We start from the raw sequence: 22,272 nt of genomic DNA, 5'->3' as shown, positions 1-22,272 counted from the left end.
ATCTCCAAATCAGTATAATCGTCCCATACCTGCACCCGTATCACATTTTCCTCCTGATACCGGACACAGGCTGTAATATCTGTAAAAAAGCCGGTCTGTCCGCCGGTATGTTCTGTAACCGGAATGTCATTGACCCATATCCTGCAGAAATAATCCACCGCACCAAAATGAAGTACTATCTGTTTATTGAGCATTGCTTCCGGTAACGTAAAGCTTCGCCGGTACCAGACTTCCTTGTGCATTTCTGTTTCATTAATTCCTGATAGCTTTGTCTCATAGGCAAAGGGGACTGTAATTTTACGGTCATAGGCTTCCCGGTCAAAGGAAAAATCCCAGGTGCCATTTAGAGAAAGCCAAGAATCCCGGATAAAATTTGGCCTTGGATATTCATTTCTAGGTATATTATTCATATGTTCCTCCTGTTAATCTGCTTATTAGGATATTTCAATCTATCTTACTTTTAGTTATACAATCTCACTCAATTAATTAATGCCTATCTTTTCTTAACTTTTTCCGCAAGCTCTAATAACCGTTGTAAATCCGCATCAAAAAACATCTTATAGGAGGTGCAGAATTTATTAAGGCTGCCGCCATCTTTACCCGATAGCACCCGGTAACGTCTGCAGCCTCCCCTGCACAGGGAATAATACCTGCAGTCCAGGCACTTTTCAGCCGGTTTTACCGATTCCTCCAGAAATTTCTTTGCATTGCTGCTGCTCCATATCTCACTAAAATCGCTGTCATTCAGGCTGGCAAGCTTATAAGAATCCAATACATAGAAGTCGCAGGGATAAACCATACCATCTGCTTCTACAACATTCTGAATGCTGCATCTTCCATTCATTCCGCAGGATTCTGCCGGAAAACCGGCAAGAATCCTGACATAATTATCAAATTCACGGATATAAACCATTCTGCCTAGACTATAATCCCTATACCATAAATCAAACAGTTTTATGAGAAATTCCCCATAGTCTGAGGCCTCCAGGGTATATTCCCCTTTCTCACCCTGGTCCCCTATCGGGTCCAGGCAAGGAATGAACTGCAGGTAATTAAATCCTTTACGGCGGTAAAACTGATAAATTTCCTGTACTCTTTTTGCAGTAAAGGAATTTACCACTGTTAATAGGTTATACTCGACCTGATACTTATCAAATATATCAGTAACAGCCATTATATCCGTAAAAGTACCTTCTCCCCTCGCATTCCTTCTGCAGCTGTCATGGGTCTTTTTCATACCATCCAGAGAAAGTCCCACCAGGAAATTATTTTGTTTAAAAAATTTAGCCCATTCTTCATTCAGTTGATACCCATTGGTTTGAATGGAATTACAAATCTTAATGCCCTTACTATTATACTTATTCTGCAGCTCCACGGCCTTCTTATAAAAGCCGGTTCCAATCAGGGTAGGTTCACCGCCCTGATATCCAAAGCTGCAAAAGCCTTCCGCATATGCCAGCGCTTTCTTAATAATATTTTCCAGTGTTTCAACAGTTATAAAGCCATAATTCTGCTTTTCCCTGTACTGTGTAATATCCCGGTAAAAGCAGTAGGAGCATTGTAAATTGCACATCCCGGATGATGGCTTTATCAGTAATCCTAACGGCGGCACAGTTCTTCCTCCTTCCATCCATGCTTATATAAAAAAAAATAAAAATGTAACGCTTTTTTTATCTATGACCAGCTTTATATTCCCTGGAAGGGCAGCTGCCCATCTTTCCTATAAATACTTAATAAAATTATATATACATATAATCATTATTATAAAATTCAGACCACGAAACAGGATATCAACAGTCTCCTCTTTGATTAATTTATTCACCCTTCTGCCGATAACCGCCCCGGCAATTCCTGCCAGGATCATTCCCGCAAGAACTTTGAAGCTGAAATCCGGAACCTTACCACCGGCTATTATAAGTGTCAGACTGGAAATTTGGGCAAAAAAAATAATAAGGAGGGAATTCCGGGCAGCTTCTTTCGGTTCCATAGAGAACAAAAAGGAAAGGAGCACCAGATTAAAGGGACCTCCTCCAATTCCAAGAAAAGAAGAAACAACTCCCAGCATAAGACCCGCCAATATACATAATAGTGGTCTGGATATATTATTGGTTTTAATCTTCTGTCTGCTAATCGTATATAACAGTACGGCAAAAGTCAGCCAAAACAGGCATACTGATTGTACGGCTCCGATATCGTCCGGGCTAGGGAAGCTGCTGCTTAATAAGCCAAAGAAATATCTGCCCAGGATTCCTCCGGCAGCAGCTCCAGCTGATATGGGGATTCCCGTTTTCAGCCGGGTATTAAACTCTTTATTACAGACTGCCCTGAGGACGGAATAACCGGACATACTCATTACTGTGCAGCCGGACAGGAAGCTTGCCGTATCCACACTCATAATTCCCAGTGAATCCAATACCGGCTTAATGATAATTCCGCCTCCTATCCCGCAGATAGCCCCGGCCACAGATGCCAGAAGACTAACCATCATTATTATAAAACTATTTATCATAATTTCCGGCTTCTTTATAATGTTTCCGGCTAGAATATATCTCTCTGACAGTCCCCGATGGATGTATGCCAGGATCCTTGGCTGCATATTTCTGATACCAATATCCCTTCGGATGTAGCTTTGTCCGGTAACGATTATGAGGGACCGGCAGCACATCGGTATTCTGCAGCATGGCAGATATTAATTCCTGCAGCATCCATTCCTTTACAGAAGAATACTCTTTCTCATTCCATAAATTGTGAAGCTCCTTCGGGTCCTTTGACAGATCATATAAAAAGCCTTTCCCCATCATATCAACCTGAATACGGTAATCCTCCATCCGAAGGCCTCTTACCTGTCCGCACTGTGTCCAGGTATTTAAACAGTCAAACGCAGACATATCAACAGTTGCACCTTCCGTAATATAGTCCAGCAAATCGTCGTCCTCCCAGTACATGCCAGAAAATCCGCTTTCTGAATATGCCCTGTTAAATTCACGCTCATAACCGCTTTCCTGCTTTAATACCGGAAGAAGACTTTTCCCCTGTACTCCCATCGGAAGCTCTTCTCCCATTATGTCGCATATCGTAGGCAGAATATCAACGATATTGGCAAAAGCCTGTGTTTCCTTTCCTCTGGGTGTAATACCCGGTCCCCTCCAAATCATCGGAATACGGATTAATAGCTCTGATAAATCAGCACCCTTTCGCATCAAGCCATATTCTCCGGCGAAATCACCATGATCGGATACATAGATTATGTAGGTGTTTTCTTCCAGCTTTCGCTCCTGCAAGCCTTCCATAAGCCGTTTTAATTGGTCATCGATGAGCCGCAGCATTCCAAAATAATTTGACCTGGAACGCTCCATATGCTCCTTCACATCCGGTGCATAGACCTGTTCCCAGACTTTTCGAAGTCTTACAAAACGTTCTCCCTTTTGATTGTCCTCTGCTTCTTTCCCACTGGTGCAGTCCGGCAGCTTCTCCGGGGGAAACAGGTCAAAGTATGGACCTGGCACCTGATACGGATTATGCGGCTCCGCAATGGAAACCCACGCAAAAAATGGGGCTTTTCCATTTACAGCATCAATAAATTCCAGCGCATCCGAAATATTTCTGTAAGGATGCTGCACCTTTACTCCTCCGGGAGCAGGATACCTGCTGTCCACGAACTTCGTTTGATTTAAGAACTCGGAGAAAGCCTGTTCCTCAGCGGACATCTTATCTTTCATGAGCCCCAAATGCTCTGTTTTTCTATAAAAATCAAATTCCTCATATTCATGATGGGTATGATTCTTTCCGCAAAGGGCGGTTACATAGCCGTTTTTCTTCATGATATCAAGCAAATCCTCCGTATAGAAAACATCCTCCCGGTTATGGTTGGTTCTTACCTGGTGCGTTTCCGAATACCGGCCTGTGAACATACTCACCCTGGCCGGCATACAGGTGGGGTTCGGCGTATAAGCACGCTCAAAATCCACCCCTCCCTTTGCCCATTCATCCAGAAAAGGCATCGTATCCAGAGGACAGCCACAGCTTTTTCTTAAATCAGCTCTCTGCTGATCCGTCATTATAATAATAAAGTTCGGCTTATTGCCTTGGCTTGTATTATTCATCCTTTTATCGCTCCTATCATAACACCTTTTACAAAATGCTTTTGTACGAACTGATACAGAATAATCATCGGAATACTGGAGACTACAATAACTGAATATTTTAAAGCCTCAGCCATTTTGATTTTTTCAGCCATTCCAACATCATTGGTACCGAATTGCTCTGTCTGGCCAATAAGTAATATATTTCTCAGTATAATCTGGAGCGGGTATTTTTTATCATCGTTCAGGTAAATCAAAGCACTGAAATAGGAATTCCACATATTCACCGCATAATACAAAATCAAAATTGCTATTATCGATTTGGCCAGGGGTAATACGATCTTATTCAGCATTTTGATATTTCCGCATCCATCCAGCAAGGCAGATTCATAGAGCTCATTGGGTATGCTCGTTTCAAAAAATGTCTTGGCAACAATCAAATTATAAGTGGATATAGCCGAAGGCAATATGATAGCCCAAATGGAATCATACATTCCCATATCTCTGACAAGAAGATAGGTTGGAATCATGCCTCCATTAAAATACATAGTAAATAAAAGAATAAGAAGCAAGTATTTCCGCCCGAAGAATTGACTTCTGGACAGGGGATATGCCGCAAGTATGGTCAGGACTACGCTGATTGCGGTTCCCGCTACCGTATATATGATTGTATTTAAATACCCTCTCCATATGTCCGAGTTTTCAAAAACCATATGATATGCTTTTAGCGTAAAGCCTTTGGGAAATAACAGCACCTTGCCCTTTAAAACCAAATCCGGGTCGGAAAAGGACGCTGCCAGCACAAATATCAAAGGTACCAGAACAATTATAATAATGAGAATACTGATTGAGTTTACCGCTATATTAAAGGCAAATTCTTTTCCGGTCTTTTTTAACTTTCTTGAATATGTCATTTTTACACCCAGCAATACCGCACATCTACGGTACTGAAGAATTTTGGGCATCCTTTCACATTAATATTTTCTTTCAGCCATTCTGCACGGAGCTGCAGCAAAATCCACCTTACCATAAACCGGTCTTAGTGGTTTTTTTGCTCAGGGTATTGGCACTGATGAGAAGTATAAAATTAATGACGGAATTAATTAAACCGACTGCCGTGCTATATCCAAACTGCCCTTTTTGAATACCGTTCTTATAAATAAAGGTGGATATGATCTCACTTGTTGATGTATTTACACTATTCTGCATTAATAAAACCTTTTCGAAGCCCACCGTCATCAGATTTCCAATCCTTAAAATAAACATAATGATAATTGTCGTCATAATACAGGGAACCGATATATGTATTATCTTCTGAAAACGTGAGGCACCATCGATTGAGGCGGCTTCATAGTAGGTCGGATCGATTGCTGCCAATGCCGCAATATAGATAATGGCATTGAAGCCCATAAACTGCCACACATTGGATAAAACGTAAAGGGGGCTGAAGGAAGCTGCTTTTGCCATAAAATCCACTGACTCAGCTCCAAATAATCCAGTAATTTTATTAAAGAGCCCGTAAGAGGGATCAGAAAATATATTAAGCATACTGACAATTACGACTACGGATAAAAAGTTGGTCATATATGTAATATTCTGAACTGTCTTGCTCAGCTTTTTACTCTGAATTTCATTGATTAAAAGGGCAAGGAGGATTGGCACCGGAAATCCTATGGCCAGGGTATATAAACTAAGCTTGACCGTATTCCAGATTACCTCAAAGCAATAATAAGAGTTGAAAAATTGTTTAAAATAATGAAAACCTATCCAGGGACTTCCTGCAATTCCAAGCGTCGGATTGTATCGTTTGAATGCAATCTGAAGCCCATAAATCGGTACATAATTGAAGATAATATACCAGGCCAGAGGAAAAGCAAATAAAAGGTATAGTTCCTTTGATTTTTTAATCTGCCTCCAATAATATTTGCACTTTGCCATAATAACACCTATGCATGGGGCTTTGAACTTTGCAGCAGCCCCACTGCCACAAATAAAAGGCTGAAAGAACCTGCAAGTGGCATTCCTTTCTTTTTTATGTATTCTTTCAGCCTGTGTCTCTTTATAAAATTATTTTAATGAATTATTATAAATTGTTTCCAATTCCTTTATTCCAGTCTTTTCCATAGTTTTGCAATAGTCATCCCATTTATTAAAGCCCCATTCACCTATGATAAACTTGGTAACAGCTTCATCCCTATAGGTAAATAAATCCTGCTCTATGGTATTTACGCGCTCTCCATCCTCAATACTCAGCGCCGGTTTCGGTACAATGGTACCCGGCAGATTATCACTCAGCAAAGCAGCGGCCTCTTTTGTTTTCTGGCTTGCTACGATTCCATCTGTTTTATCTGTAATAAGAGAGGGGAAGCCGCCTCCGGGAACAAGGTTGATCTTACCAAGTGCGGTCATAAATCCTTCTTTGGCATTGGCAATATCATCACTGATCTGGGGCTGTCCGTTTTCATCGTATTGAAAAGTCTCTCCCTCTATTCCATACCGGCAGAATACGGAGCCTTCATCACCATAGAAATAATCCACCCAACGAATGGCTGCTTCCGGTTCTTTGCATGTATTACTGATAGCAAACGCTCCAATGACCGAGTCACTGATATTGACATCGGACCATATGCTGCTGCCATTGGGTCCTGTCAAGGCATCAAAGCCTTCGTACTGGTCTTCCACATTCTTGAATACATCCGTATATGGCATATACATCACACCATAGGCAGCGGAAGCCAGATTACTCCTCCAGGAAGCCAGATCGTTCTTATAATAGTCGGACCAGAGTAATCCCTCCGTATATAATTCGTTGAGGAACTGAAGATATTCTTTGAATTCATCATCACAAAGCCAGTTATGAAGCTTACCGTCCACCAGATTATAGGTATCTCTCATTTGATGCTCCAGCCCAAAGGAGCCTCCCAGTGAATATATGGCACCCGTATCACGAATACCAAGGGGTATCTCATCCTGCTCCCCGTTTCCGTTGGGATCCTTATCCTTAAAAGCATGAAGGACCGCCTTTAAATCCTCCGTTGTTTTGGGAACCTCCATTCCAACTGCCTTTAGCCATTTTGTATTAATAAATTGTTTAAAAGAAATATGTCCGGATTCACTTAGATCTACACTGGGCAAGGTATAAATATGGCCGTCAGAAGCCGTAATCGCATCCTTTATGGTGGAATCCTTCTCCATTAACTTCTTTAAATTTGGCGCATATTGCTCAATCAGATTGTCCAGCGGAATTAATTGCTGGCTTTCCACACCATACTGAGTAATTTCAGCCGGTGTAAAGGAGCAGCGGATAAATACATCCGGCAGTTCATTAGACGCAAATAACAGCTGCTTTTTTTCTGTAAACCCATCATTTGGCACTTCCTGATAGTCCATTTGAATATTAGACATTTTTTCGTACTCCTTAAAAATCCGGACATCCTTCCATTTCGCATGATTGGGGTCTCTGGAGCCGAACACAGTCATAGTAACCGGATCATTTACAATCGGAAAACCCTCCTGATTCAAATACGACGATGGAGTAACCGTGGCTTCCTCTGAAGTCTTTCCATTCGCTGCACTCTGTTTGTCCGCTTCCTTGCTTCCCTCAGATTTTTTACATCCAGCCAGGTTCGTCAGGCATAACACCATACATAGCAGAACCGCTAGAACCTTCCATTTATTCATAACCTACCTCCTCTGAAATATGATGGTATCATTATAATCATTTAAGAATGCATTGGATTATTAATTTTATATACTTTTTTTACATTCTTGTTTAATTTTTTGAACAAATCATCTAAAGCATTCGATATAAATTTTAACAATCCCCAAAATATAATTCGGGTGCCATACGTTAATATCATGTTCATTGAGAGTAACTTATGGCACCCGAATCAAATTGTTATTAAAATTATAAAATCCCGCTCTGATACTCTTTTGGAGTCTTACCAGTATACTCTTTAAATACATTCATAAAATAAGAATAATTATTAAATCCGCATAATGTAACAACCTGCTTCAATGGCAGCTTCTTAAGCAGAAGATAGCTTTTGGCTTTTTCGATACGGATATCATTTAAGTAATTAATTAGTGTTTTTCCTGTTTCAAGATGGAAAATCCTGCTTAAATAGGAACCGGATACTCCAATTGCTTCTGCGACCTCACTCATGCCGGTAATTTTTTCGTAATTGTTATTCATGAAATAAATGGCAGCCTTTACCTTTTCACTGTAGGTAACCCTGTGTTCGGCTATTTCCTTTAAAGCATTCCGGTACAGGCCTATTATACTGCTGACCAGATTTTCTTTGTTCTTTTTCTTTACATACTCATATAGTTTTTCGTTTTTGGGTATAAAGTCCAGATTAATATTTACGTCCATGCAGGCCTTCTCCAGAATATCAAAAAGCTCAGAGGTAATCATCATAATCTTTCCGTATTCCTGCTCATTAATATCATCATATATCTGCTCTATATAGGCAGCTGCAATTTCTATATTACCGGATTCCAATGCAATATACAGACACTTTCTTTGATTTAAAGACAGTGTCAGGTTTCCCGCCTTCTCTTCGGATGCTTCAGGCCGGTGGAAGCAATGGCGTATATAGGAAAGAAGCGCATGTTCCGAAGACATCTGGGGGCATACCTTCATCTCCAGGTTGATATGAAAAATGCGGCTGATATTATTATGTGCCCTTATTTTACTTATTTCCGTCTGTTGTAAAAGCTCTGCTTCCGTCGTAAAGTCGTTATAGCAGATCATAATAACAAAATATCCGTTATAGAAATAATCAGCTACAACCTCCTTGTCTGCTGCTTCATTGTCTTCCAGAATGCTTAAAATTCCTTTGATATATTTTTCCTTAATACTATTGTCCATGTTTTCCAGATTAACTAAATTTCCTATCAGAAACATTTTTCTTTTTCTTTCCCATTGCAGAGTTAACCTTTTTCCGTTTTCAATCCATGACTTTAAGGTATTCCTGTCCTGTTTCTTTTTTTGCTCCTGGGAGATATGCTCACTATCCCTTCCGATATTAGTAAGGGCAGTCTCCAAATTTTCCTGGGTCAGCCTGTTTTTTAGAATATAATCATGGGCGCCGTTTTTTAATATATCTCTGACATAGTCATAGTTATCATAACTGCTGATTGCTATCATAGCTGCTTTCGGAAATTCATGCGCAATCTGCGTCGAGAGATATACGCCGTTTTCATTTGGCATACAGACATCCATCAAAACAACATCCACCCTGGTATTCCTTAAAAGTTCCAGAGCTTCCCTACTGCTCTTGGCTTCTCCTACAAGCTTATATTCTCCTTTGCCCCATATTCCCATACTTTTTATATAATCCCGAAATACATTTTCATCGTCAACTATAATCACTCTCATAAGTAATCTTTTCCACCTTTAATAAAAGTTATGAAAACCTAGCCTTCCTTTAACTTTATGTCCTGTTTTGGAAAGCGCATCTCAATACAAGTAAAAGCATTTTCATAGCTGTAAATGGTTCCTCCATACCTTTCTCCATATAATAAACGAATCCTGTTAAATACATTGGCAATCCCCACTTGCCGAAAACCCAATTTGTCATTTCTTTTTATTTCTTTCTCAAGCTTTTCAATGGTCTCCTTTGAGATTCCTCTTCCGTTATCGATGACCTGAATAAGAAGAAATTCTTCATTCCGGTACGCTTTAATGTTTATGACTCCTCCCTTCTCCATGTCCACAATTCCATGAATAATTGAATTTTCAACAATTGGCTGAATAATCAGCTTCGGCAGATGATAAAGCCAGATTTCCTCTTCTACATCCCATATAATTTCAAAGTGGTTTCGGAATTTAAAATTTTCAATCTTAATAAAATTTTCAATATACTCGTATTCTTCCCATAGAGTTACATATTCATTGCGATTGTTAAGAACACTGCGAAGCAGCTCTGACAAGGCATTGGCAACCTCTTCAATTTCTGTTTCATGCCTCATGCTGGCAACATGCTGCATGCTTGCCAGGGTATTATAGAGGAAATGGGGCTGAATCTGCGCTTCCAGAGCATTCAGCTGCGCCTCCCGTTTTGCTTCCTCCTTCACTTGAACCTCCTGAACCAACATGCTGATTTGATCCATCATCTGATTAAAACGATTTGTAACTTTACCGATTTCATCCTCGGACTGGACAACGGCTCTGATCTGCAAATCTCCTTCTTCGACTTTTTTCATGCAATTATTGAGCAGTTGTATGTCCTTGCATATTTTCCCGGATAAGAACTTTGATATCACTAAAATCACAAGGATTGACAAAGCCATAATTATTACGGATATTATTCTTAATTTATTTGCATCCTTTGTAAGTCTGCTGACAGGTATCAGACTGACGCTCTTAGTGCCGATATCACGGGATTGGTATTCTATGTAATAATAATCCCTGCCCTTTAAATGTATAATCTTTTGACTATTGCGATACAGGGCATTTACCTCAGTCTCATTATCCTTATTCAGCAGTGGTGAATTCTTTTGGTAAAATAGCTTCCCTTCAGCCGAAAAGATGAAAAAATCAACATCTTTCAATACTTCCGTATCATATATATCAATGATACTGTCATAGTCCATCCTCACAATAACAATTCCATAGCTTTTCTGTTTGTATATAATCGGCCTGCACAGGACAATTCCTTTCTCCTTGCCATTGAGAAGGTAGACCTTTAATTTATTTTCCTTAACTGTTTCCTGATACCATCTTTTATCAATATCCTTTAAATACAGGCTGGTTCCTTCCGAGGTATAGATAGCGTATTTATCCGTAATGATAGCTATATAATTGATGTATTCCTCATTGGATAGTAAGCCGGAAAGATAACTCCCTATCATTTTCTTTTCCTGATAATCTTCAAAGGAAGCTTCTTTGCTTGGCTTTTTCAAAACCGGAGAGATGACCTGCTGGTCCATGGCAACCGTAAGGCAGAGTCTCTTCGCTTTATTCAGCATATCCGTAAATTCACTGTCTGAAAATGAAATATACTGGTTCATATACTGTTTAGCCGTATTCATAACATTTTTCATAGTTTGTTGGTAGAAAGCCAGAAAAGATATCAAAACCACGCCACTCGCAATAATGATACAGATTAACTGAATTTTTGATTGAATGCTTAAATCCCGTATTCGTTTCGTCATGAATACCTCCTTGTATCATAAGCAAACTTGATCTATACCTTCATTATACCAAAAAAGAGCTAAAAAGTCCTTCAATTATTGGCTTTTAAGCTCTTTTAGAATAAATCCGAGGAATATGCCTCAGATTTTGTCAATGGTCTGAAACAGGAACAGTTCTAAGCTCCCTATCTGCCATCTTTTAATTTTCATTATCATCCTTGGATTTTTTCTTCTTTTTATAAAACCAGAATACAAATATAACAAACAATATTCCAAGTACCACGATTGTAATGTGGGTAAACGTATCTGTCTTATCTACTATCTTTGCCCAGGAATCACTGGCTGCTTTTCCGAGCAACACTAGAACCGTATTCCAAACCAGAGAACCTATCGTTGTAAAGAGAAAAAACACCCAAAAGTTCATACTTGCCATACCTGCCGGTATTGATATCAAACTGCGGATTACAGGAATACAGCGGCATATTAATACCGTTATTTTCCCTTTGGTATTAAACCAATCATATGCCTTACTGACATCCTCTTTTTTAAGGTGCAGTATCTTCCCTACCTTACCGTCCAGAAGCTTTTCCATTCTCTCCATAGATAAAAGATTCCCAACTCCATAGAGAATAGCTGCTCCAAGCAAAGACCCTATAGTGGAAAATAAAATAACTCCCTGTACAGTCATAGTTGTTTTGGTGGTCATAAAACCGCCAAAGGTCAGTATAACCTCCGAAGGAATTGGTGGAAATACATTTTCAAGGGCTATCAGAAATGTTATTCCCAGATACCCAAATTGATTCATAAAGTCAATAATCCAGTTTGTCATTTAGCTTCTCTCCGATTTTTAATCTATTCAAGTTGTACATTTATTTATTATATTGTATCCATGCTTAGATTACAACCTTGTTTTACAATGTTCACAAAAAACCTTCAAAAGATATTTCCTATAAAAATAAAAAAAATCGAAATCATAAGTATATATTTCTTAAAATATTACATAATAAAGAGTGGATAGCAAATCAAACACCTTCCTTTTAAGAACATGAACCTGATGCAGATAGCTTATATAAAAAAATAGAAGTCGATTTTGTTAACGAGTAATGTCTTGGGAGGAACCAAAAGGCATTTGTGCAGTTATCCTTCAATATAAAATTGAAAATACAGTTTTTTTCCCGTTCTGTATACAAAATAAAAATGGGATATTAACAGAAGAGGCCTTCTAACGAATTCTCGTTTCGGAAGGCTTCTTTTGTATTCTTCATTTCACCTGCCATTATTTACATAGGATTCTTCGTATAATTAAGCCTTTCCGGTACATAATAAGGAATGGATACAAAAGCAAATGCAGATGTATTCCATCGACGTAGAGATAAAAACTGCAGTTAGTCTCGAACTGCAGCGTAACCCAATAACAGCAGATTTAGGAGATGGTTAAGTTGGACTGGCTTATGTCAAGAAAATGGTTACTAATCAAGTAGATTCGCTTTACAAGGGTAATTCACCTACAACTGAATATTGAAAGAGACAACATGATATAAGGCAGGAAATTCGTTTCCTGCCTTATATATTTATATTTTTAGAAGGTGGGAAGATTTCTTATTATCTTCTTACTTCTATAAATAATGGAGATTGAAAATGCATGGCATTTTTCAGTCTATTCCTTCGATAAATCCAACAGTCCATTACCCTGGCTTCTCTTATCAATTCCTAAATCAACTGTTTTCTTAATGAGCTGGGCATAAAGTTCTGCTTCGGTAAGTGTCCTGTTATATTTGCTTTCACTTGCATTTATAATAAGTGCGGATGCCCCGGAAACATGAGGCGTCGCCATGGAGGTACCGCTTAAAGTAGCGTACTTGCCTCCCATATAAGTGGATAATATTCCTACTCCCGGTGCTACCAGGTCCACATTGTCATTGCTGTTACTAAAGCTTGCAATTTTTTTATTAAAATCTACGGCACCTACGGCAATTGACTCAGCATAAGCAGCCGGGTAGCTGTATTCATTGGTATTACTGTTGTTATCTCCTTCATTTCCCGCAGCGCAAACAACCAAAACGTCTTTGGCTACTGCATTTTTTACGGCATTATGAAGCTTCGTTACGTCGCTCGGGCCGCCAAGGGACATGGATATTACTCTTACCTTCTCCCCGTTGCTTCCTCTCCAGGCTACCGCATAATTAATTCCGTCAATGATATTCTGATAGCTTCCGCTTCCATTTTTATCAAGAACCTTAACGATTAAAAGCTTAACCAGGGGAGCTACTCCCACTACGCCGGCGTTATTCTCGATGGCTGCAATAGTGCCTGCTACATGGGTTCCGTGTCCGTTGTTATCCTCATATTTAGCTGGATTCTTACTGTAATCACTGCTAAAGTTTTTTCCACCGATAATTCTTCCTGCAAGGTCAGGATGGTCAGTCTGGCAGCCCGTGTCAATGATGGCAACTACCACACCGTCTCCTTTTTTTCCTGCTTCCCAAAGATACGGAGCATTAATCAGCTGTATTCCCTGGGGTATTTCACTGGCTTCCTCATGAATCTCCTGTACATCAAATGGTATTAATCCGACCCTTTCTTTCTTCCAATTCGTATGAAATTTACTGATAAATTTCAAAACGCATTTTCCTTTCTTTTTTTACTCTTCCGGCTTCTGCGTAAAGGAAGGCTTGGTGACAGGAACCTAAGTTTTTAAATTACTAAAAACGGTTTGCCCCTGTCACCTATATTAATATATTAACGTTTGTCGAATTTTGTACCATTTAGTTGAAATTGTTCTGATGAACCCGGATGAAGCTTTTCTTCCTTTCCTTTTTGCTATTTATTTTCCTGTTCCTTCTGAGCTACATAGACTGTACCGCTTAATATCAATATAATTGTAATAACTGACAGAATTACAATAGGTGAGCGCCCAGCTTCTGTATTTACATCCTTATTTTCCGGTATAATGGATTCTGCTTTGCTGTCCATTACCGAATAGGCAGCCTGCTTGCTTGAAAAAGATTCTGCCGTAGTACTATAAAAAACCAGCTTGGCAGAAACGGTTAATAACAATGCCAGACCAATGCCAATCATGATAAATAATATCCGGTTGTATTTTCTCATATTACCTCCTATTATTTCGCATTTTACTTGCGATACTATTTAAATAAAAAGTGAAAATCATTCTTTGTAACCATTAGACGAGAGTTTGCTGTTCTTTGTTCCAATTGCTGTCAGGTATTTAATGGAAACTTTAGACCCAATTTCACCGCAATAAAAAAAGTCTGCTGCACACAGGTTGCTTCTGCCTTTACCTGCATGTAACAGACTTATATTATATTATTATTATCTGAGCTTATTAAAATAACAGCCGTCCTATCTGGTAGACCACCATGGCACAAATCCACGCCACAATTGTCTGATAAGCAGCTACGCTTATAGCAGTACGGGTGTTTAATTCTCTCTTAATTACACTGATTGCCGCAACACAGGGCGAATAAATCAAAGTAAAGATTAAGAAGGAATAAGCAGCCATGGGCGTCATAAGCTGTCCCAAAGCCATGGGCAGCTTGGAGGAGCCGGCTCCCGTTAATACGCTGAAGGTACTGACTACCGCTTCTTTTGCCATAAATCCGGTCAATAAAGCCGTGGAGGCTCTCCAGTCATCAAATCCAAGGGGCCTGAATACCGGGGCAATGATGTGCCCAATACCGGCCAGTATGCTGGTTGAACTATCCTCCACCGGCCTTATATGCCAGTCAAATTTCTGTAAGAACCATATTACGATGGTAGCAACAAATATGACGGTAAAAGCACGTGTTAAAAAGTCCCTGGTCTTATCCCATAAAAGCAGCAGTACACTTTTTGCTCCTGGCATACGGTAATTGGGCAGCTCCATGACAAACCGGTCAGGCTCACCCTTAAAAATATGTTTTCTTAGAAATAAGGTACTGACAATACCCATAAGCATTCCGAATATGTATAGGGAAATCATGACCAGCGCCCGGTATTTCGGAAAAAATGCCATGGTAATCATTCCATATATGGGAAGCTTGGCGCTGCAGCTCATAAAAGGGATAAAGAAAATCGTCATCTTCCTGTCCCTTTCACTGGGAAGGGTCCTGGCTGCCATTACAGCCGGAACACTGCAGCCAAAGCCGATAATCATAGGTACAAAGCTGCGTCCCGACAGCCCAATCTTTCGAAGCAGCTTATCCATTATAAAGGCAACTCTTGCCATGTAGCCGCTGTCTTCCAGCAGGGCAAGAAACAGAAATAATACCACAATGGTCGGCACAAAGGATAATACGCTGCCCACTCCGGCAAGGATACCGTCCGCCACCAGGGAAACCACAACGGGACTTGCATCGTACGTAATCAAAATATTCCTAATATAATCAGAAAACACCTGGATTGCATTTCCGAGCAAATCGCTCAGAAAGCTTCCGATTACCCCAAAGGTCAGCCAGAAGATGATAAACATAATACAGAGGAAGATAGGAATTGCAAGATATCTGTTGGCAAGTACGTTATCAATACGAATGCTTCTTTTATGCTGCCTGCTTTCCTTCGGCTTAACAACCGTTTTGGCACACAGCTCATCAATAAAGCGGTATCTCATATCTGCTACTGCTGCTTTTCTATCCGTTAGCAGTTCATTTTCCATCTTACGGATTCTTCTATCGATATTTTTTACTTCTTCTTCGGATAACTGCAAATCCTCTGCCATTCTGCCATCATTTTCAAGGAGCTTCGTAGCTGCAAAAATCGCGGTGATATGATGCTTTCCGCCAGGTCTTTCCAGCAGCCTTGTAATATCTGCCAGTGCCTCAGCACACAGCCCGCCGTAAAAATCCTGCTTCTTAGGTGTAAGATTCCTTGTTACGGCAGCAACGGCAGTGCTTATCAGCTTATCAATCCCTTCATTTTTAACCGCTGAGATAGGAACGACAGGCACTCCTAACCTCTCCTGCATTTCCTTTATCTGTATGGTTCCGCCGTTGCCTCTTATTTCATCCATCATATTAAGAGCAATTACCATAGGTATTCCAAACTGGATTAATTGCAGGCTTAAGTACAAATTCCTCTCAATATTTGTAGCGTCAACTATATTTATAATGCCCTGGGGTTGCCCCTTGGCGATAAAATCCCTTGTAACAATTTCTTCTTTTGTATATGGTGATAAGGAGTAGATACCTGGCAGGTCAACTACTGTAATATCCTTTTGCTTACGGACAATTCCTTCTTTTCTCTCAACTGTCACTCCCGGAAAATTTCCCACATGCTGGTTGGAACCTGTAAGCTGGTTAAAAAGAGTAGTCTTTCCGCAATTCTGATTACCGACCAAAGCAAATGTAATCATAATTTCACCCTTTCTACCTCTATATTTTTCGCATCCTCCAAACGCAGCGTCAATTCATATCCCCGTAAGAGAATTTCAATGGGGTCTCCAAAGGGTGCCATTCTTCTTACCATAACTTCCGTTCCCGGTGTCAATCCCATATCCAGCAGCCGGTCTCTTAAGGCCCCTTTTCCGTTTACGGAAATAATATGGCTTTTTCTGCCAATCCTCAACTGATCCAATGTCATATTCTAAGTGCCCTCTTTCTTTTCCCATAGCTCCCATGGCATAAACCGTCTGCTTGCAGATGATTTACTACTCTAATCCGGGTGTGAAAAGTAAATTCAATTTCAATTTTTCACATTAGCCGTTCTTAAATTCAACTTATATATTATAATAGGGTTCGAGAAAGATTACAATCCTTAGATTATATGAATTATGGTTTTTAGACTATTCCTATTTAAGTCTTTGGGAACGGACGATGGTTTCTGGTTCCGTTCAGGCATTTTCTACTCACGGTTCCAACTCCACTAAAATGGCTGCTGTTATATTTATTGGTCTGTTTCCTTTGAAGACATGCTTCTGTACTGAATCGGAGTAATTCCTTCTGCCTTCTTGAAGTTTCTGGAAAAGGATGACAGGTCATAAAAGCCGCAGGATAACGCTACCTCCGTCATGTTATAGGAGCTGTGCTGCAGCATGTATTTTGCCGTTAACAGCCTGTATTCTGTCAGATATTCCTTGACGGACTTTCCAAGAAAATGTTTAAATATCTTGAACAGATAGGTCCTGTCTATTCCAACGTACCTTGCAATGTCAGATACTTTTATATCATAGCCGTAATTATGCCGTATAAAGGTAAGAGCCTTCACATAATATCCCTGTTCCGCCGCTTCCTCTTCCTTTTGGTTTACTATTTCGGCAGTAGAAAAGATCAGGTAGAACAGCCCGGTTAATTCATATTCATTGCTGTCTGCCTTATCAAATATGGATACAAGCTGATGAAGATATTTTTTACAGTCCTCCAGCCTTAGTATATTGCAGATAGGATTATCGGCTGTAAAGCCTGCCTTTTTTAACATTTCCTCCGTTTTTACCCCGTCAAAGGCAACCCAGGAATATTCCCAGGGTTCCCCTTTATCTGCTTCATAATAAGTAATCTCCTGAGGTCGGATCAGAAATGCTTCTCCCTTATTTACCTCAAATTTCTTTCCTTTGGCCTCATAAAAGCCCTTGCCGTTCAAGATAACATGCATCAGATAGTGGGGACGTATGGCCGGGCCAAAAAAATGCCCCGGATTGCAGGCTTCTTCACCGCAATAATAAATATTGATATCAGATTTGCTGATCATATTTATACCCATTGCATATCGCAGGCAGGCCAGCAGACCAGCCTGCAATACTGCCACAAATAATAATAAGCGGCATCCTTTCAAAAATAATATTTTATTTCACTATTATCTCATAGACTTTTCTATTCTTCAATAGCTGCTCTCTGACTATTTATTTCTTTTATTACCTCAGGGTTGAATTTGGCCTGTCTTTCATAGGTGTAGAGTCCGTTCATTTCCTGTTCCACATCATAAAGCTGTGTATAGCAAAAGCCGCTGATACGCTTATTCTTAAGAAGTGTTGTGGTGAGGCTCCTGTATCTTTCAAGGAATTCCTCCCTGCTTGCCGGTCTCTGTCCGTAGCCCCAGCCCTGCCTGTCCTCTTCGCTCCACCAGATGCCGCCGTATTCGGAAACGAAATAGGCCTGGTCCTTATAGGACTGGCGTTCGGAAAAGGTCACATAGGTCTCACCGCCCTTATTCATGGGCTCAAACTTATCTGCAAATTTGGTACCATCCTGCTCGTAATCGTGAATGTCAAAAATATCCGTAACCACATGGAAGTTTCCGCTGGTATCGATAACGGGACGCATACCGTCCATGGCCTTAGTCACCTCATAGACAAGCTTCAAAACAGAATCATCCTGCTTAACACCGGACTTATAGGTTCCGTCCGGCAACCATATGCAGTTCCTGTCCCAGGTCTCATTAAAAGGACACCAGCCTACTAAGGCTGTGCTGTTAAAATCCCTGTTCACGGCCTCCATCCATTCCGGTAAAAATACACTCAGGGCAGAGCTTTCCGTTATGTCAATTCCCCAGCTGCCATATTCACCCCAGACAAGATATCCCAGATGGTCGGCCCAATATAAATACCTGGGTTCAAATACCTTCTGGTGTAATCTGGCTCCGTTAAAGCCCATGTCCATGGACAACAGGATGTCTTCCTTTAATGCCTCCTCGGAAGGTGCGGTATAAATGCCGTCAGGATAATAGCCCTGGTCCAAAACAAGTCTCTGGTAAATCAGTTCTCCGTTAATCCTTACCCCTTCTTTTTCACAGGAGATATCCCTGAGACCGAAGTAGCTGTCCACCTCATCCGTTACGGCTCCATCCTTTAACAAGGTCAGCTTCAGGTCATAGAGCTCCGGTTTACCGGGCATCCATAAGTATTTTTCCTTTAAAGCAAGAGAGAAATTCACCTCATTGCCCTGCACCAATACGGCCTCCTCTCCCATTGCTTTCCCCTGATAGGATGCTTCTGCCCGAAGGGTCAGACCTTTTAGCGGCCCTTCAATACTGCATTTTAAACTTAATAATCCGGCAGTACTGTTGGGATAGAATTTAACATCCTTTAAATAGCTTTCCGGTACGGTTTCAAGCCATACTGTCTGCCAGATTCCGGTAGTTCTGGTATAATCACAGCCTATGGAGTAATACTGCTCGCTCTGCTTTCCTCTTGCCTGGAATCTGGCTCTGGAATCATCCTCCGCACAAAGGGTAATGGTATTAGCTCCTACTTTTAGAAGGGCGGTTATATCAAAGGAAAAAGGAGTGTACCCACCCTTATGTTCTCCGGCCTTTTGTCCGTTGATCCAGACACTTGCATGATAATCCACCGCCTGGAAATGCAGCAGAATACGCTTTTCGGATATTTCCTTTATATTGAATTCCCTTTTGTACCACACCATATTCATGAAATCCTTATATCCGATACCGGATAAACTGCTTTCCGGGCAGAAAGGAACAAGAATTTTCTTTGAAAAGCTTTCCTCCTCGTACAGCTTCCGCTCCATACCGCTCTTGCCAAAATCCATTTCAAAGTCCCATATTCCGTTCAGGTTCATCCAGTCCTTTCGTACAAACTGGGGCCTCGGATAATCTTCCCTGGTTTTTTGTTCCTTTAAATCCACATTGTTCAAATCACTCATGTTCACACCTATTTCATGGAGCTCCAGCTTAAGAACCAGCCTGAATTCAGAACAGCCCACTGCTATTCCAAAAACCAGCTGAAAGCATCACTCCATGGCTTCCTTTCTTTTATTGGCAACCCTGTACTAATTTATATTATAATGCTATAATATGACTGTTTAAATAGAGATTATTGATATAAAGGTGAGGATTATACGCATGAGAGAAGATATTTACAGCTTTTTACCGGGCAGCGGACGGGACCCGGAATTTTTCATAGATTTAACGGGAATCTCCTATTGCGACGATTCCTACCGGATATCCAGAAGAAACAGTAACATCTATGTATTTGAATACATTTTGGAAGGGGAAGGCACCGTTATCTGTGACGGTAAAACATTTACCGCTGTAAAGGGAGATGGTTATATCTTAAAAAAGTACAGCAATCATGAGTATTATTCCCATAAAGAAAATCCCTGGACCAAAATCTGGTTTAATGCCCAAGGTCCCCTCATTGACGTCCTTCTTTCCCTTTATGGTTTAAACAACCTTTCCCATATTGAAGGGATTGACTTAAGCCCGTATTTTTTCCGGATAGTGAAAAAGGTGCAGGCTTCCCAGAACAGTGAAAGCTTTACCAAAGATGCTTCCCTTATTTTCTTTGAGATGCTTCTTTTTCTTCAGGAACACCTGCATTCCGATGTTTCCCCGGAATCAGAGGAGGCCGCTCTTTTAAAGGCTTATATAGAGAAGCATAATAAGGAGCAGATATCCCTGGACACCCTAAGCAGACTTATATACCGTTCCCCCTCCCAAACGATAAGGATATTCCGGCAGGCATACGGCATCACACCATACCAGTACCTGATGAAGCAGAAACTGGATTTGGCCAAGCTTCTGCTATTAAATACCACCAAGAGCATTAAGGAAATCTCACTTGATTTGGACTTCCATGACGAGCACTATTTTTCTAATTATTTTAAAGATAAATGTGGTGCTTCTCCTCAAGCTTTCCGTAAATCCGGCGGCAATACAGTTTAAATTGCAACAAAATAACAAATAGTTAGAAACAAAAGCAAAAGACAAACTCCTCCCCGAGCTGTAAAATGGGCTTATATTAATTATCCAAACAGGAGGAAAGTAGAAAATGCTTAAAATTACGTTTTTAGGAGCCGGAAGTACTGTATTTGCAAGAAATGTCCTGGGTGATTGCATGTGCACTCCGGTACTTTGCGAAAGTGAAATCGCACTCTATGACATCAATGCGGAAAGGCTTGCGGAATCAAAGATTATTCTGGAGGCAATCAACAAAAACATAAATCAGGGCCGTGCTGCCATCAAGACCTATCTGGGAACGGATAACCGAAAGGCTGCCTTACGAAATGCTGATTTCGTTGTAAATGCCATCCAGGTGGGCGGATATGATCCCTGTACCATAACAGACTTTGAGATTCCGAAGAAATATGGCTTAAGGCAGACGATCGCTGATACCATGGGCATCGGCGGAATTATGAGAGCTCTCAGAACTATCCCTGTAATGGCTGATTTTGCAAGGGATATGGAAGAAGTATGCCCTGACACCCTATTCTTAAATTACACCAATCCTATGGCAATGCTTACCGGTTACATGCAGCGTTATTCTAAAATCCAGACCGTCGGCTTATGCCACAGTGTCCAGGTGTGCTCCGAAGGCCTTCTCAAGAAGCTTGGCATGGAGGATAAGCTTGAGGGACGTAAGGAACTCATAGCCGGTATTAACCATATGGGATGGCTACTGGAGCTTAAAGACAAGGAAGGCAATGACCTGTATCCGGAAATCAAGAAGAGAGCTGCTGAGAAAAATGCCAGTGAAAAGCATGATGACATGGTACGTTTTGAATACATAAGAAACTTCGGACATTACTGTACCGAATCCAGTGAGCATAATGCAGAATACAATCCCCTCTTTATCAAATCCCGTTACCCTGAAATGATTGAGAAATACAATATTCCTCTGGATGAATATCCCAGAAGATGTGTAAAACAGATTGCCGACTGGGAAAGTGAAAAGACAAGAATATTGGATAACGGCAATATCTCCCACGAACGCTCCCACGAATATGCTTCTTATATTATGGAAGCAGTCGTTACGGGAAAGCCCTACAAAATCGGCGGCAATGTACTAAATAAAGGCCTGATTGACAATCTCCCCGCCGATGCCTGTGTGGAAGTTCCCTGCCTGGTTGATAACAGGGGAATCAACCCCTGTCATGTAGGCCGGCTGCCGGTTCAATGTGCCGCTATGAATATGACGAATATCAATACCCAGCTTTTAACCATTGAGGCTGCTGTAACCAAGGACCGCAGCTACATCTACCAGGCTGCCATGTTAGACCCTCATACCGCTGCCGAGCTGAATATGGAAGATATCCGGAATATGTGCGATGAATTGATTACCGCACACGGCGATTACCTAAAAGCATTTCAATAACGGGCACTCACT

The 22,272-nt window shown here is 40.7% G+C and carries 18 protein-coding genes; 2 read left to right on the top strand and 16 right to left on the bottom strand.

The window, feature by feature from the left end:
• From BUB77_RS24435 to BUB77_RS24360, 16 genes are all read right to left on the bottom strand, one after another.
• A partial coding sequence (locus tag BUB77_RS24435; RefSeq protein WP_170866636.1) for a sugar-binding domain-containing protein occupies positions 1 to 410 on the bottom strand: 410 nt, incomplete at its 3' end.
• An 83-nt stretch (positions 411 to 493) separates the two neighbouring features.
• A complete protein-coding gene (locus BUB77_RS24430) occupies positions 494 to 1,612 on the bottom strand; it encodes an anaerobic sulfatase maturase (RefSeq protein ID WP_073279791.1) in 1,119 nt (372 codons plus the stop codon).
• A gap of 108 nt (positions 1,613 to 1,720) precedes the next feature.
• Positions 1,721 to 2,509 (bottom strand): sulfite exporter TauE/SafE family protein, encoded by a 789-nt coding sequence (locus tag BUB77_RS24425; protein ID WP_084124679.1) that lies wholly within the window; start codon positions 2,507 to 2,509, stop codon positions 1,721 to 1,723.
• Positions 2,499 to 4,103 carry a sulfatase family protein gene (locus BUB77_RS24420; protein ID WP_073279790.1) on the bottom strand — a complete coding sequence of 535 codons (1,605 nt, stop codon included), beginning with the start codon at positions 4,101 to 4,103 and terminating at the stop codon, positions 2,499 to 2,501. The genes BUB77_RS24425 and BUB77_RS24420 overlap by 11 nt, the downstream gene beginning before the upstream one ends.
• Positions 4,100 to 4,996: a carbohydrate ABC transporter permease gene (locus BUB77_RS24415; RefSeq protein ID WP_073279800.1), complete on the bottom strand. Its 897-nt coding sequence runs from the start codon at positions 4,994 to 4,996 to the stop codon at positions 4,100 to 4,102. Before BUB77_RS24415 ends, BUB77_RS24420 begins: the two co-directional genes overlap by 4 nt.
• A 109-nt stretch (positions 4,997 to 5,105) precedes the next feature.
• Positions 5,106 to 6,020, bottom strand: a complete 915-nt coding sequence (locus BUB77_RS24410; protein WP_073279789.1) for an ABC transporter permease — start codon at positions 6,018 to 6,020, stop codon at positions 5,106 to 5,108.
• A gap of 129 nt (positions 6,021 to 6,149) precedes the next feature.
• The gene (locus BUB77_RS24405) at positions 6,150 to 7,763 is read right to left on the bottom strand and encodes an extracellular solute-binding protein (protein ID WP_073279788.1); all 1,614 of its coding nucleotides are present in this window, start codon (positions 7,761 to 7,763) and stop codon (positions 6,150 to 6,152) included.
• A gap of 226 nt (positions 7,764 to 7,989) precedes the next feature.
• Entirely contained in the window at positions 7,990 to 9,465 is a 1,476-nt protein-coding gene (locus tag BUB77_RS24400) for a response regulator transcription factor (protein WP_073279787.1), read from the bottom strand.
• A gap of 38 nt (positions 9,466 to 9,503) precedes the next feature.
• Complete coding sequence (locus BUB77_RS24395) at positions 9,504 to 11,243, bottom strand: sensor histidine kinase (RefSeq protein WP_073279786.1); 1,740 nt, start codon at positions 11,241 to 11,243, stop codon at positions 9,504 to 9,506.
• A gap of 178 nt (positions 11,244 to 11,421) precedes the next feature.
• A complete protein-coding gene (locus BUB77_RS24390) occupies positions 11,422 to 12,051 on the bottom strand; it encodes a DedA family protein (RefSeq protein ID WP_073279785.1) in 630 nt (209 codons plus the stop codon).
• An 828-nt stretch (positions 12,052 to 12,879) separates the two neighbouring features.
• Entirely contained in the window at positions 12,880 to 13,842 is a 963-nt protein-coding gene (locus BUB77_RS24385; RefSeq protein WP_278277744.1) for a S8 family peptidase, read from the bottom strand.
• A gap of 200 nt (positions 13,843 to 14,042) precedes the next feature.
• Positions 14,043 to 14,330, bottom strand: a complete 288-nt coding sequence (locus BUB77_RS24380; RefSeq protein ID WP_073279784.1) for a hypothetical protein — start codon at positions 14,328 to 14,330, stop codon at positions 14,043 to 14,045.
• 235 nt (positions 14,331 to 14,565) lie between these two features.
• Positions 14,566 to 16,569 (bottom strand): ferrous iron transport protein B, encoded by a 2,004-nt coding sequence (gene feoB / locus BUB77_RS24375; RefSeq protein ID WP_330392685.1) that lies wholly within the window; start codon positions 16,567 to 16,569, stop codon positions 14,566 to 14,568.
• Positions 16,566 to 16,796, bottom strand: coding sequence for a FeoA family protein (locus tag BUB77_RS30130; RefSeq protein ID WP_073279783.1), 231 nt, complete (start codon positions 16,794 to 16,796; stop codon positions 16,566 to 16,568). Before BUB77_RS30130 ends, feoB begins: the two co-directional genes overlap by 4 nt.
• Positions 16,797 to 17,099: 303 nt before the next feature.
• Positions 17,100 to 17,900, bottom strand: a complete 801-nt coding sequence (locus BUB77_RS24365; RefSeq protein ID WP_170866738.1) for an AraC family transcriptional regulator — start codon at positions 17,898 to 17,900, stop codon at positions 17,100 to 17,102.
• Between the two features lie 122 nt (positions 17,901 to 18,022).
• Positions 18,023 to 19,810: a glycoside hydrolase family 2 protein gene (locus BUB77_RS24360; RefSeq protein ID WP_073279796.1), complete on the bottom strand. Its 1,788-nt coding sequence runs from the start codon at positions 19,808 to 19,810 to the stop codon at positions 18,023 to 18,025.
• Between the two features lie 199 nt (positions 19,811 to 20,009).
• Between BUB77_RS24360 and BUB77_RS24355 the strand changes: the two genes are divergently transcribed.
• Positions 20,010 to 20,831 carry an AraC family transcriptional regulator gene (locus tag BUB77_RS24355; RefSeq protein ID WP_073279782.1) on the top strand — a complete coding sequence of 274 codons (822 nt, stop codon included), beginning with the start codon at positions 20,010 to 20,012 and terminating at the stop codon, positions 20,829 to 20,831.
• Between the two features lie 106 nt (positions 20,832 to 20,937).
• Complete coding sequence (gene melA / locus BUB77_RS24350) at positions 20,938 to 22,260, top strand: alpha-glucosidase/alpha-galactosidase (protein WP_073279781.1); 1,323 nt, start codon at positions 20,938 to 20,940, stop codon at positions 22,258 to 22,260.
• Positions 22,261 to 22,272 lie beyond the last annotated feature (12 nt).

Origin of the sequence: Anaerocolumna jejuensis DSM 15929 (assembly GCF_900142215.1) — a bacterium.
GTDB lineage: Bacteria > Bacillota > Clostridia > Lachnospirales > Lachnospiraceae > Anaerocolumna > Anaerocolumna jejuensis.
This window is presented reverse-complemented; position numbering and strand designations above follow the sequence as displayed.